Here is a 12,460-nt window from a genome sequence, read left to right on the forward strand (position 1 = left end):
GGAGGGGAAAGAGGATGAATAGACTCGTATTTTCTTATATGCTAAATGTACTTTTAATGGTATTAGCAGGTTGGGCGTTTATTGAGTTGTATTATTTTACTATTGAAGTCGCTAATTTTATTCAAACGGAGAGAGTACCATCTGAAATTTCACTGAGTTTAATGCCGCTAGGATTACTTTTAATATTTGGTATTGTATCGACTGTTCTTTATAAAATTCAAAAGAAAAAATATAAAGAGCTCTCGTATTGGATGTTTCCGCTATTATTTCCTCAAGAGGATGAGCGGGAAAAGGCAATTACAGAAAAGGCTTGTCGTACTACATTTATGTCACTATGGTACGTGTTGCCTTGTGCGGTTGGTTTTTTAACTCTTTCTCCAATTGTTAATCTATATGTTCCTGCATATCCAATATATATTGTATTTAGTATGTTCTTTATTCAAATGACAATTTTTCACGTATCCTTATATCGAAATAAAATCGCTTAAAAAGAAACCTTCTTGCATCGGCAAGAAGGTTTCTTTTTAGCTTACACTTGTACATATAGCAATATTATCTTATCATTTTATATAGAGTAAGATTTTGTAAGGGAAAGGAATTGTATATGAATAAGCAAAGAATTTATAGTATAGTAGCAATCCTTCTATTTGTTGTAGGTGGTGTGTTAATCGGAAAGCCATTTTATGATGGATATCAGGCTGAAAAGAAACAGACTGAAAATGTGCAGGCTGTTCAAAAGATGGATTATGAAAAACATGAGACGGAATTTGTAGATGCTTCGAAAATTGATCAACCAGACTTGGCAGAAGTAGCGAATGCATCATTAGATAAGAAACAAGTAATTGGTCGTATTTCGATTCCGAGTGTTTCATTAGAACTTCCTGTTTTAAAATCTTCTACTGAGAAAAACCTATTATCAGGTGCAGCAACAGTAAAAGAAAATCAAGTAATGGGAAAAGGCAATTATGCATTAGCAGGACATAACATGTCTAAAAAAGGTGTTTTATTTAGTGATGTAGCCTCTTTAAAAAAAGGTGACAAAATTTATTTGTATGATAATGAAAACGAATATGAATATGCGGTTACTGGTGTATCTGAAGTAACTCCTGATAAGTGGGAAGTTGTTGAGGATCATGGGAAAGATGAAATAACGCTTATTACATGTGTATCTGTGAAAGATAATTCTAAGCGTTACGTTGTTGCTGGTGATTTAGTAGGAACGAAGGCGAAGAAATAAAAAAAGATGAGGGAAATCCCCTCATCTTTTTTTAATCCATCCATTTCACTAGTTTCTTAGAAATTAGTAATAAAACACAACCTAATACAATTGCTACAGCTCCGATTACTGTAAATACTTCAGCATATCCAAGTGAAGTTGTGAAGCTTGCAAGTTGTCCGCCTAAAATGTTAGCAATTCCTGAGCTTGCTAACCATACTCCCATTAATAAAGAAGCAAGTTTTACTGGGGCAAGTGCACTAACCATTGATAGTCCAACAGGTGATAAGAATAGCTCACCTAACGTATGGAAAAGATACGTAAAGACGATAAATAGTAAGTTTGCTTTTTCTGTAATGTTATGTTCATCACTACCTGTTTTTAATGTAGCGATAACGAGAATGATATAACCGATACCAAGCAAGATCATACCAAGTCCCATTTTAGTTGGGATTTTTAAATCCCCGCGCTTGCGAGTTGCAAGTTTTGCCCATAATGCTGAAATGACTGGAGCAAGTAAAATAATAAATAATGGATTGACCGATTGGAACCAAGATGTTGGAACTTCCCATCCGAACACAGAGCGGTCTACAAATTTGTTTGTATATAATGTTAATGAGCTACCAGCTTGTTCAAAGCCAGCCCAGAAGAAGACAACGAAGCATGTTAAAATGACGATAACTGCGGTACGTTGTTTTTCTTTTTTTGTTAACGGTGTATCTCCTACTGATGGTTGTCCATCTGTTGTTTGCAAATCGCGAGTTGGTTTTTTACCAATATCACCAAGGAAGCGATTTGATAATGTTGTAAATAAAATTTGTCCAATGATCATTCCAATTGAAGCGGCTAAGAAACCGTAACGGAATCCGTAATGTACAACGCCATCAACTGTTGTTTTGAATAAATTTTCTGATAAAAATCCGCAAACGAGTGGAGCTAAAAATGACCCGACGTTAATACCCATATAGAAAATGGTAAATGCACTATCACGTTTTGGATCATTCTCTTCGTATAATTCTCCAACCAGTGTAGAGATATTCGGTTTGAAGAATCCATTACCGATAATAATAAGCGCTAATCCGAGGTATAGGCCGACTTGGTTTTGCATGGCAAATAGTGTAAGGTTACCGATTGCCATTGTTATACCACCAATTGTGATCGCTTTTCGTCTACCTAGAAAACGGTCTGTTAAGTATCCACCAATCATTGGTGTGAAATAACAGGCTCCAGTATAAAATCCGTAAATAGAGAGTGCCCATGCAGGACTAAACCCAAGACCACCGCTTACTAAAGCTGTCGTTAAATATAATGTTAATAATCCTCGTAATCCATAGTAACTAAATCTTTCCCACATTTCTGTAAAGAAGAGTAAGTATAAACCTGGAGGATGTTTCTTTTTTCTTTGTTGTTCTTTTTCTAGTTGTATCGCTGATTCCATGTTATTTTCCTCCTGACACAAACAAAAACAAAGTTAATAATTTTGTATATTTAATATTTTACCTTATTAACTATTATAAGTCAATGAAGTGAAGCTTTACTCGTGTTTGAAGATTTCATTCTAACATGAGTATTAGTTGCACGAATCGGGCTTTTAAGGGCAGTTTGACTCCCTCTGGATATCTGGTTATCAGCTTAATTATTAGAAGGGAGTCTTACTGCCCGTTAATGCGGGGAAAGGTTGATTTTTCAGAAGAAATTGGAAAAGAGATATAGCTATAGAATGGGTGTTTCTTTTGTGGTAGACTATGGACTATGTTTTCTTTGTAAGGAAGCGGGTTATTGCACTTTTTTTTTGTGAAATTGATTTCATAAAAGATGAGATTAAAGAAGGAGAAATAAATGAAATTGTTACAGAAAAAAGAAATTTTACTGATTAGTCTTATGTTATTCTCGATGTTCTTTGGAGCGGGGAATCTTATATTCCCACCTTTCCTTGGGTATGAAGCAGGAGAACATGTGTGGATTTCGTTAATAGGATTTATTATATCAGCAACAGGTCTTCCTATATTGGGTGTTATCGCGATTGCGAAAGCGGGAAGCTTTCAAACGTTAGCGGGTAGAGTTCATTCTTCATTTGCTATTATTTTTCCATGTATCGTGTATTTATTTATTGGACCAGGTCTTGGTATACCACGTGCAGGAAGTTTAGCTTTTGAAATGGGACCAGGGCAGTTCTTCACAGAAGCGGGAAGCGTAGTTTTATTATGTTACACGGTTATTTTCTTTAGTATTGTGTACTGGTTAAGTTTATCACCGTCTAAATTAATGGGGTTGTTCGGAAAGGTTTTAACACCGTTATTATTAGGTATGATTGCCCTTATCTTTATAAAGAGCATGTTTACACAAGTAGGTAGTGTGAAAGAGGCTGCTGGAAACTATGGACAAGCTCCTATGTTCCAAGGGTTTTTAGATGGGTATTTAACGATGGATGCATTAGCAGCTTTAATTTTTGGGATTGTTATTGCAAATGCTTTACGCGCAAAAGGTATTGAAGATGATAAAAGTTTAGCGAAATATATGAGTATTGCTGGAATTGGTGCAGGACTATTATTATCTATTATTTATGTCATACTTGGATATGTTGGTTCAATTAGCGGTTCGTTAGGTACGTTTGATAATGGGGCGAACGTATTAGCACAAGTGATGACGACGTTATTTGGACAAGGTGGGGTCGTATTATTAGGTCTTATTTTTACGATCGCGTGTTTATGTGTTTCAATTGGACTTGTTACATCTTGTAGTCAATTTTTCGCAAGTGCATTTCCGAAAGTAACTTATAAAGTTTGGGCATTTATATTAAGTTTTGTTAGTATGATTTTAGCTAATTTAGGATTAACACAAATTTTAAAAGTATCAGTACCGATTCTTGGGTTTATTTATCCAGTTGCATTAACGCTTATTATTTTAGGGTTATTCCATAAGTATATTGGAAAGTATGCATACGTATATGCAGTAACAGTTGGGATTGTAGCGGTATTTAGTGCAATCGATATTTTCAATAAAAATGTGATGATGAATCAGTGGACACCAGTATTGAAATACATTCCGTTTTATACAGAAGGTGTTGGGTGGATTGTTCCAGCTATTATAGGTGTTTGTATTGGCGTTATCGTGAGTAGCGTTTTAAATAAGAACAAATGAGTAAAAAGGTGTTTTCCTACTTCGGAAAACACCTTTTTTTGGAAAAATGGTATTGAAAATGAATAGACTAAGAGTATGATAAAGATAATTGGTAATATATAGATTTTGAATGGGTGATGAGGGGGGAGTGTATGAAGAAAGATTTAAATAAGAAAATAGAAGCACTCGAAACGACAATTGAAACGATGCAAGAAGCACTTTTTGAATTGAAAGCAAAACAAAGAGAAATAGAAGTAGAAAATGCTCAGCAACATGTTAGGAAGGAAAAGAAAGAATATATTGAAACGGTGATGGAGGAAAAGCAAAAAGAAGAAGTAGTTACAATAAAAGAGCCTGTGCAAGAACGTGAGATAAAACAAGTGGATATATCTGCTTTTAAACCAGAACCATTTAATATTATTAAGCTTTGCCAAACTTGGTTACCACGCATATTTGTTGGCATTATGTTACTTGGAGTAATATGGTTATTTAAAGCAGGGGTAGATGCTGGATTATTAACACCAGCAATACGAATTGTGTTTGGTATTGTCCTATCAATCGTTTTTTATTATATAGGGGATATTCAAATTAAACGAGAGCGGCAAGCGTTGGGTTTAGTATTAGCAGGAGGAAGTATTACGGGTATAGTTTTAACGACATTTGCGGCACATTATTTATATGGATTTATTCCAGCAAGTGTTGCGTTTGTATGTAATATTGCATGGGTCATTTTAGGTATTTATGTAGCGAAGAGGTATCAATCGGAATATCTTACTATCTTCGTAGCGGTAGGAGCTTTCTTCGTACCATTCTTATTAAATAGTACGACTCCTAATCCTTATATTTTCTTTGGATATGAGACGATACTAACACTTAGCTTGTTATGGTATGCGCTGAAAAATCGTTATCAGTATTTATATATGATTTCTTATGTTGTTGCTGCTATTGTCCTTTTTGTCTTCTTTGCTATTATGTCAATGTTAGTAGAGGATTTGCAAATACAGTTAACAGTTGTTTATGGTTTGATTCACTTACTATTATTTTGGCATATGTTTACGGAGAGAAGTTTTATAGTAGAACCCCGTTTGGCGATATTTAGTGCGAATGCAGTTTTCTTTATATTAGCCATTTCAAAAATACCTGAATTTACAACATGGGGATTAATGATTAGCGCACTCGTGCACGCTATTATGTTCGTGTTTGAATATAGGAAGAATCAACATTCTACATTTACAAATCTTTTATTTGGTTTCGCAATGGGTGCATTTAGTTTAGCGATTTTATATGAGTATAGTTTAGTGAATGCAGCGATTGTATTATTATTACAAGGTTTCCTCGGTATGGTGACTGCTATTAAAGTAAAACAACAGGTGAAATTGTATGTTAGTGCGACGATTTACGCGATTGGAATGATACAGACTATTTTTAGCCCGTTTGATCATTTCCTTTCATCTGGATTTGTTGCTCATCTTATTTTAATAGGTACATTTTATTACTGCATGAAACAAGCGAAAGATGTGTTAAGGAGCTTTGGAAAATATGTTTATTCTATAGCACTCTATTGGTTTATGGTTATCGTATTTATTGCAATTACTAGGGTCGGTGAAGTGCTTTCTACAGATGGAAGTATAATAAGTGTATCGGTATCGTTATTATGGATGGTATATGCATTATTTGCAGTTTGGCTTGGACGGAATAAAAATATGAATGAAATATTGTATGCCGGCTTAGTCGTGTTAGTCGTAACGATAGGGAAACTATTCCTTTTGGACTTACCAGAAGTATCGATGATGATTAGGGCAGTGTTATTCTTAATAGTAGGTAGTATAGGTATCGTTATTTCAAGGATGTTTTTCTCAAAAGAAGAGAAATAGAAAGAAGGCAATCCATATCCGGATTGCCTTTTTCATTATTTCTTATTAATCGTTACAGTTTCACTATATTTCGCTGTTGTATTTTGGCGTAGACGAAGCGTTGCTTGTCCAGCTGTATTTGAATCGATTTGTACGTTCACAATTTTCTCAGCAGAACCTAAGCTGTTTGTTGTGAAAGAGAATGCACTACTATATCCGAAAGCAGATGGCCAAGTACCATTTGTATTTTGAACTTTTGCTACTTGTGTACCGCCAGTAGTGAATATACCTAAAGAGTAATTATTGTATGTTGTGTTTGGTAATAAGTTATTTACTTGAATTTTCATTTGGAACACTTCATTGTTTGGTAGAGTGCTAGGGTGTGTAACTACGTAGTCGTTTGCTGTTACAGCACCGTTATAACCGTATGAACCTGGTTTGAAAGTGTTTGTATTAAACCATTGATAACCTGCATTTGGCGCACTCCAAGGTTCAGGTTGTGGCTCAGTTGATAAGTTTGGTTGCTCAAATGTTTGTAAAGTGGTAGGTAAATCAAGTTGTAAACCATTTACTTGATCCAAACTTGTAAATGTTTCTTTATTCGATAGCCAATTTACGATATTTTCTAGTAAGATAGCATCGTTTTCTTCTTTATAACCATCGTAAGTTTTCTTCGTTTGGCCAGAATCTTCACGAACGTATTTTGGTGATGCATCTTCAACTGGAGAGGAGTCACCGATAAAGGCAGCTTTCCCAAGTCCTACTTTAGCGATAGCGGCATAAGGCCCCTCTGCAACACCACCGCCGTTATAAACACCGCTATCAACAGCATTATTCCATTTTGATGGGTTTTCTGGAAGATAAACAAGTCCTTTTGCTAGTTTTGGATTTGTAATGGCTAGGGTAGAACCAGCATGCATTGCTACAGATGAAACACCTTTTGTAATGCCAAATGATTGTTCAGGTGACACAATATTTTTAGCAGAAACATCACCGATTGCATTGTAGCGGAAGCGAATACCGAAGTTGTCAGATAGCCAATCAGAGCTTTCTACTCCTTGCATAGCTTGTGAATTTCCTTCTTCACTAGACATTCCTTTTGCAGGATTATCCCATGCACCGCGTCTATATCCATTAAATACTTCAGAAGAGTCCCAGCGATTTTTGTTACGATCTGCATTATAATGATCTGCAATAAAGAAGATACTACCGCCATTTTTCACGTATTGTAACATAGCATCTTGTTCAGATTTTTTGTAAGGAATATTTGCTTCTGGAACGATAAACACATTGTAGTTTTTTAAATCTTCGTATGTAATCGGTGTTGATTTACGTAGTTCTTTTACATGATATCCGTTTTGGGCAATGCCGTTTCCAAAATCAGAAAAGCCACCATCAATAACCCAGTCAGCTGTCCCGGCAGTTTGACCGTGTGTATTATCGAATAATACTTTCTTCCCGTTATTTTGATTTACAACTTTTGCAGCAATTTCAGGAGCTGGGTCCACTGAGCTTTCGGCATAAGTAGACGGAATGAACGAAGCTCCTATACTTAGTGTAATTGCTGTTGCTAAAGAAAATGTAATCCATTTTTTATTCTTCATAGAAGAATCCCCCTAATAATAAATATATGTGCTTTAATAATGTAATTTATTTTTCTGAAAAAATAAAGACAGAAAACGTAAAAAATATTAAAAAATTGTAAAAATACCGTGAATTTTGTTGAGAAATATTTATATAGATATAAAAACATCCCTTCCAATTAATAAGGAAGGGATGTTTTGTTTAACTAATTTTTGAATTAGGTGTTTCATCAATTTTATGAAACCCTTTCATATAATACACGATAGCTAAACCAATAAGCCAAATAGGACCAACAATTAATGCAATTCTTGTATCTTCTGAATACGCCATTATACCTAATACGAGTGCAAGGAAAGCGAGTGAGAAATATGAACTGAATGGATGTAAAGGCATTTTATATGTTAGCTTGTCCTTTTTATCAGTTTGCAATCCTTTACGGAACTTAATTTGAGCGACTAATATGATGCCCCAAGTCCAAATTGCTCCGAAAGTTGAAATACTAGTGAGCCATGTAAATACTTTTGCGGGCACAAGATAGTTTAATATAACACCAATGAGTAAAACGATAGCTGTTGCTACAATACCTTGACTTGGAATGCCGTTTTTATTTAAACGACCGAATCTTTCAGGAGCTTTTTTCTGCTGAGCTAATGTAAATAGCATACGGCCTGTACTAAATAAACCACCATTACAAGAAGAAAGAGCTGCTGTTAATACGACAAAGTTAATAATCCCTGCTGCTTTTGCGATACCGATTTGCTGGAATGTTAAAACGAATGGACTTCCTTTCTCACCAAGTTCGTTCCATGGATAAATTGCCATCATAACGAATAGAGCCCCAACGTAGAACAGTAATATTCTCCAAAATACGTTATCGATAGCTTTTGCGAGTGTTTTTTTCGGATTTTGAGCTTCACCAGCTGTAACACCGATTAATTCAACGCCTAAATAAGCGAATAACACCATTTGCATGGAGAGTAGTAACCCAGAAAAACCATTTGGGAACCAGCCACCATGTGACCAAAGGTTTGAAATACCAGTAGCGATACCGCCGTTTCCGAATCCGAATAAAATAATCCCAGCTCCAATAATTATCATACAGATAATTGTGACAATTTTGATGAGAGCAAACCAAAATTCAAGTTCTCCAAATACTTTTACGGACAAGAAGTTGAAAGCACTCATTAATAATAGAGCGAGTAACGCCCAAGTCCAGCGCGGGATATCTGGGAACCAGTACTGCATGTAAATGCCAGCTGCTGTAATTTCAGCCATACAAGTAACAACCCATAAGAACCAGTAGTTCCAACCGGTAATGTAGCCAGCTAATGGTCCAAGGTAATCAGAAGCATATTTACTAAAAGAACCGGCAACAGGTTGTTCAATTGCCATTTCTCCAAGTGCTCGCATAATGAAAAAAATAACGAGTCCAGCGATCATATAACCTAGTAGAATAGAAGGGCCAGCTAGTTTAATAGCAGAGGCAGATCCTAAAAATAGTCCAACGCCAATAGCTGAACCGAGTGACATTAAAGTAATATGTCGTTCTTTTAAACCTCGATTTAAAGTTTCAGATTTGTTTGTGTGCTGCATGAGAAGAATCCTCCTTGTAGAGTGAACGATATTTGAATGCGTTTACTAAATATTTAACTATTTCAAATTATAAAACATTTCCATCTGTTATGCTACAAAAATAAACATGATTAACTGTACTACATCTGTACTTGTCAGACTTAAACTTAAAATTCGAACTATTAGTGAATATATTGACTCTTCTTTTTATTGATTGTTAAGATTAAGTATTATATTTTCTCACATACTAGTAAGAAAAAGAATGTGTGATAATAATTCAGATGTAGGAAGGGTACATAACCATGTTTCAATTACAAAAATATAACACTTCTGTGAAGCAAGAGCTTTTAGCTGGCATCACAACTTTTTTTACATTTGCGTATATTCTTGTCATCAATCCGAAAATATTATCTGATGCAGGTGTACCATTTGATCAAGCTTTTACAGCAACTATTATTGCGACGGTTGTAGGGACGCTATGTATGGCGTTTTTAGCTAACTATCCAATTGTTATTGCTCCAGCTATGGGAATGAATGCGTATTTTGCTTATTCTGTTGTTCAACAGGCAGAGGGGATTACATATGTCATTGCGTTTTCAGCAGTATTTGTAACGGGTATCATTTTTCTTTTATTATCTTTCACTTCATTTAGGCAAAAGCTAATTGTCGCAATTCCAGATAGTTTAAAACATGCAATTGCAGGTGGAATTGGACTATTTATTGCTTTTATTGGATTACGCCTTTCTGGAATTATCGTTGATCATCCATCTAATTTAGTTACGATTGGTGATTTTCATTCTCCAGCCGTTATTTTAACTTTAATTGGTTTAATATTAGCGGCGGTATTAATGGCATTGCGTGTGAGCGGTGCATTATTTATTAGTATGATTGTGACGGGAGTTATCGCTTTCTTTACAGGGCAACTGAAGTTTGAGGATAAAATTGTCGCGATGCCTCATTTACCAGAGGGTATTATCGTTTCAAACCCAATCAACGCCTTTTCAGATGTAATGGAATACGGATTATATGGCGTTGTATTTTCATTTTTACTTGTACTGTTATTTGATACAACAGGTGCATTACTTGGTTTAATTAAACAAGCAGGCTTAATTACAGATAATACTGAGAAACGTTTTGGTAAAGCGTTTATTGCAGATGCAATTGGTGGGACTACAGGCTCTATTTTTGGAACAAGCCCAACAGCAGCGACGATTGAATCGTCAGCGGGTATTGCTGCAGGTGGTAAAACGGGATTAACAGGTATTGTAGTTGTCGGTCTAACGATTATAACGGCATTCTTCAGCCCTGTCATTGCTTCTTTATCAAGTGTAGCCGCTATTACAGCTCCTTCATTAATTATTGTAGGTAGTTTAATGGCACAAAGTCTTCGTGATATTAATTGGAATGAATTTGATGATGCATTACCAGCATTTTTAATTTTCGTTGGTATTCCGTTAACGTCTAGTATTGCGAATGGAATTGCAATTGGATTTCTAGTGTATCCAGTCTTAAAGATTGTGAAGGGGAAAGGGATGGAAGTACATCCGTTACTATACTTATTTACAATTTTATTTGGATGTCATTTATTCTTATAATATAGAAAAGGGGGCTTCTTATGAGAGGCCTTTTTTTGTGTATAATAAGGTGGAAATCAAATTAAATACGTAAAATATAAATTACTTAATGGAATATATATGTTACAATAAAGGTAGAGGAGGAACATGAATGGCTGTAAGTAAAATAAAAGTCGCGCGTGTTCAGTTAGATTTAACACAGCAACAATTAGCAGAAAAAGTAGGCGTTACAAGGCAAACGATTAGTTTAATTGAGAAGGGGAAATACAACCCGTCTTTAGATTTATGTTTGAAAATTTGTTATGCGGTAGACAAAACATTAAATGATTTATTTTGGGAGGAAGAGGAGTGAGGGGATGAGAATCGTGAAGGATGAACGTTTAATGATTGAGGGGCTAAAACATATTAGACTCGTTTTCATCTTACAAAATATCGTCATACTAGGTATTGTTTTTTATCGCTACGTTTTGCAAGGTGCAGGGTATGAAAGTGTTTCAGATTTATTAATGGTATTTATGTGCGGGATAATAGTTATTAATTTTTTAAACTTAAAAAATTCGGTGGAAGTGTATGAGCATACGGGCGGAGTATCGCGTAGTTATTTTATGAAGCTACTATTCATTCCGGTAGGTATTGTTATTGGTATTTTAGCTATTTGTATCGTTGTAACACCAGATATTTCGATAAAGGAAATTAGTATGACAGGACTTATTATGTTTGCTTGTTTTTTAGTTCCTAGTTTGTTTATATACATATATATGAAGAGAATAAAAAGTGAAGATTGAAATATAAGAAAAGCTTTCCCATAGTGGGGAAAGCTTTTCTTATATTCTTTTATATAGTACTTTATGAAGGCCAATCGGTTCAATTTCAAAGATTTCACCATGTTCTTGGAAGCCTAAGCGCTTGTAATAGTCAGCTACAGTAATTCGGCCATTACACCATAATATATTTGCTTGGCGTTCTTGCAAGACTTGCTCCGCCTTCTGAATTAAGGAGCTTCCAGCACGTTTGTTTCGAAATTCAGGTAATGTGGCCATTCCTCGTAGACGGTAATGAGCACCTGCTAGCAAGTCAGGATATATTTCTTTTGAGAAGGAAGCGATACTAATCAGTTCATCGTTTATAAATGCGCCTAAGTGAAAGGTGTCTGTTTCATAGTCGGAAGAGTATTTACAATCTGCTAATGTTTGATTCGGGCGTAAAATTTTTTGACGTAATACGTAAGTTTCAGATCCCTCAATATTTTTCACGGTAATCATATGAACATCCTTTCTTATAAGGCGTTTTCTGTTAGTTGTATAAAGAAATAGGCAGGTGCGGCGAAAAGTCCGAGTATGCTAGCAGTTCCGAGAAGGAGTGAAAGTAAGAGGCAAGAGTATTTTATTCCATTCGATTTTTTCCATCCATAACTACAAATTTCAATGCTAACACCGATGAGAATAATGGCAACGAGTATTTCCGCCAATAATAAAAGAGCTAAAGTTACAATAGACATAATGTGATCCATCCTCATAATATGTGATAGTAACATTTTACCA

At 35.3% G+C, this 12,460-nt stretch carries 12 protein-coding genes; 7 read left to right on the forward strand and 5 right to left on the reverse strand.

From position 1 onward, the window contains the following. The first annotated feature begins 14 nt into the window (after window positions 1–14). Both MR113_RS19575 and MR113_RS19580 read left to right on the forward strand, forming a co-directional pair. The gene (locus MR113_RS19575; protein ID WP_242256323.1) at window positions 15–488 is read left to right on the forward strand and encodes a DUF2178 domain-containing protein; all 474 of its coding nucleotides are present in this window, start codon (window positions 15–17) and stop codon (window positions 486–488) included. A gap of 116 nt (window positions 489–604) precedes the next feature. After that, on the forward strand, window positions 605–1,237 hold the full coding sequence (locus MR113_RS19580) for a class A sortase (RefSeq protein WP_071721043.1): 633 nt from the start codon (window positions 605–607) through the stop codon (window positions 1,235–1,237). A 31-nt stretch (window positions 1,238–1,268) separates the two neighbouring features. Here the strand turns inward: MR113_RS19580 and MR113_RS19585 are convergent, their stop codons facing one another. Continuing rightward, window positions 1,269–2,654: a peptide MFS transporter gene (locus tag MR113_RS19585; RefSeq protein WP_000443134.1), complete on the reverse strand. Its 1,386-nt coding sequence runs from the start codon at window positions 2,652–2,654 to the stop codon at window positions 1,269–1,271. 401 nt (window positions 2,655–3,055) lie between these two features. On the opposite strand from MR113_RS19585, the gene brnQ1 reads away from it, so the two are divergent. Next, window positions 3,056–4,357 carry a branched-chain amino acid transport system II carrier protein BrnQ1 gene (gene brnQ1, locus MR113_RS19590; protein WP_242256325.1) on the forward strand — a complete coding sequence of 434 codons (1,302 nt, stop codon included), beginning with the start codon at window positions 3,056–3,058 and terminating at the stop codon, window positions 4,355–4,357. Between the two features lie 131 nt (window positions 4,358–4,488). Beyond that, the gene (locus MR113_RS19595) at window positions 4,489–6,210 is read left to right on the forward strand and encodes a DUF2339 domain-containing protein (protein WP_242256327.1); all 1,722 of its coding nucleotides are present in this window, start codon (window positions 4,489–4,491) and stop codon (window positions 6,208–6,210) included. Between the two features lie 35 nt (window positions 6,211–6,245). On the opposite strand, the gene MR113_RS19600 is transcribed toward MR113_RS19595, so the two are convergent. Further along, window positions 6,246–7,793 (reverse strand): DNA-binding protein, encoded by a 1,548-nt coding sequence (locus MR113_RS19600; RefSeq protein ID WP_242256329.1) that lies wholly within the window; start codon window positions 7,791–7,793, stop codon window positions 6,246–6,248. A 181-nt stretch (window positions 7,794–7,974) separates the two neighbouring features. Then, window positions 7,975–9,366, reverse strand: a complete 1,392-nt coding sequence (locus MR113_RS19605; protein WP_242256331.1) for an amino acid permease — start codon at window positions 9,364–9,366, stop codon at window positions 7,975–7,977. A 281-nt stretch (window positions 9,367–9,647) separates the two neighbouring features. Between MR113_RS19605 and MR113_RS19610 the strand changes: the two genes are divergently transcribed. The 3 genes from MR113_RS19610 to MR113_RS19620 all read left to right on the forward strand — a co-directional run bounded on the left by MR113_RS19610 (window position 9,648) and on the right by MR113_RS19620 (window position 11,704). Continuing rightward, complete coding sequence (locus MR113_RS19610) at window positions 9,648–10,940, forward strand: NCS2 family permease (RefSeq protein ID WP_048541793.1); 1,293 nt, start codon at window positions 9,648–9,650, stop codon at window positions 10,938–10,940. A gap of 130 nt (window positions 10,941–11,070) precedes the next feature. Further along, window positions 11,071–11,271 carry a helix-turn-helix transcriptional regulator gene (locus tag MR113_RS19615; RefSeq protein WP_000301181.1) on the forward strand — a complete coding sequence of 67 codons (201 nt, stop codon included), beginning with the start codon at window positions 11,071–11,073 and terminating at the stop codon, window positions 11,269–11,271. A gap of 4 nt (window positions 11,272–11,275) precedes the next feature. After that, on the forward strand, window positions 11,276–11,704 hold the full coding sequence (locus MR113_RS19620; RefSeq protein WP_048541796.1) for a hypothetical protein: 429 nt from the start codon (window positions 11,276–11,278) through the stop codon (window positions 11,702–11,704). 39 nt (window positions 11,705–11,743) lie between these two features. On the opposite strand, the gene MR113_RS19625 is transcribed toward MR113_RS19620, so the two are convergent. Further along, the gene (locus tag MR113_RS19625; RefSeq protein WP_242256333.1) at window positions 11,744–12,181 is read right to left on the reverse strand and encodes a GNAT family N-acetyltransferase; all 438 of its coding nucleotides are present in this window, start codon (window positions 12,179–12,181) and stop codon (window positions 11,744–11,746) included. Between the two features lie 14 nt (window positions 12,182–12,195). Further along, window positions 12,196–12,453: a DUF4022 family protein gene (locus tag MR113_RS19630; RefSeq protein ID WP_000926994.1), complete on the reverse strand. Its 258-nt coding sequence runs from the start codon at window positions 12,451–12,453 to the stop codon at window positions 12,196–12,198. Between the last annotated feature and the right edge of the window lie 7 nt (window positions 12,454–12,460).

The organism is Bacillus cereus group sp. BfR-BA-01379 (assembly GCF_022663605.1).
Lineage (GTDB): Bacteria > Bacillota > Bacilli > Bacillales > Bacillaceae_G > Bacillus_A > Bacillus_A mobilis.

Coding starts and splice junctions, on each gene's coding strand:
- MR113_RS19575 (WP_242256323.1), top strand. CDS start 15: ATGAATAGACTCGTATTTTCTTATATGCTAAATGTACTTTTAATGGTA.
- MR113_RS19580 (WP_071721043.1), top strand. CDS start 605: ATGAATAAGCAAAGAATTTATAGTATAGTAGCAATCCTTCTATTTGTT.
- MR113_RS19585 (WP_000443134.1), bottom strand. CDS start 2,654: ATGGAATCAGCGATACAACTAGAAAAAGAACAACAAAGAAAAAAGAAA.
- brnQ1 (WP_242256325.1), top strand. CDS start 3,056: ATGAAATTGTTACAGAAAAAAGAAATTTTACTGATTAGTCTTATGTTA.
- MR113_RS19595 (WP_242256327.1), top strand. CDS start 4,489: ATGAAGAAAGATTTAAATAAGAAAATAGAAGCACTCGAAACGACAATT.
- MR113_RS19600 (WP_242256329.1), bottom strand. CDS start 7,793: ATGAAGAATAAAAAATGGATTACATTTTCTTTAGCAACAGCAATTACA.
- MR113_RS19605 (WP_242256331.1), bottom strand. CDS start 9,366: ATGCAGCACACAAACAAATCTGAAACTTTAAATCGAGGTTTAAAAGAA.
- MR113_RS19610 (WP_048541793.1), top strand. CDS start 9,648: ATGTTTCAATTACAAAAATATAACACTTCTGTGAAGCAAGAGCTTTTA.
- MR113_RS19615 (WP_000301181.1), top strand. CDS start 11,071: ATGGCTGTAAGTAAAATAAAAGTCGCGCGTGTTCAGTTAGATTTAACA.
- MR113_RS19620 (WP_048541796.1), top strand. CDS start 11,276: ATGAGAATCGTGAAGGATGAACGTTTAATGATTGAGGGGCTAAAACAT.
- MR113_RS19625 (WP_242256333.1), bottom strand. CDS start 12,181: ATGATTACCGTGAAAAATATTGAGGGATCTGAAACTTACGTATTACGT.
- MR113_RS19630 (WP_000926994.1), bottom strand. CDS start 12,453: ATGTTACTATCACATATTATGAGGATGGATCACATTATGTCTATTGTA.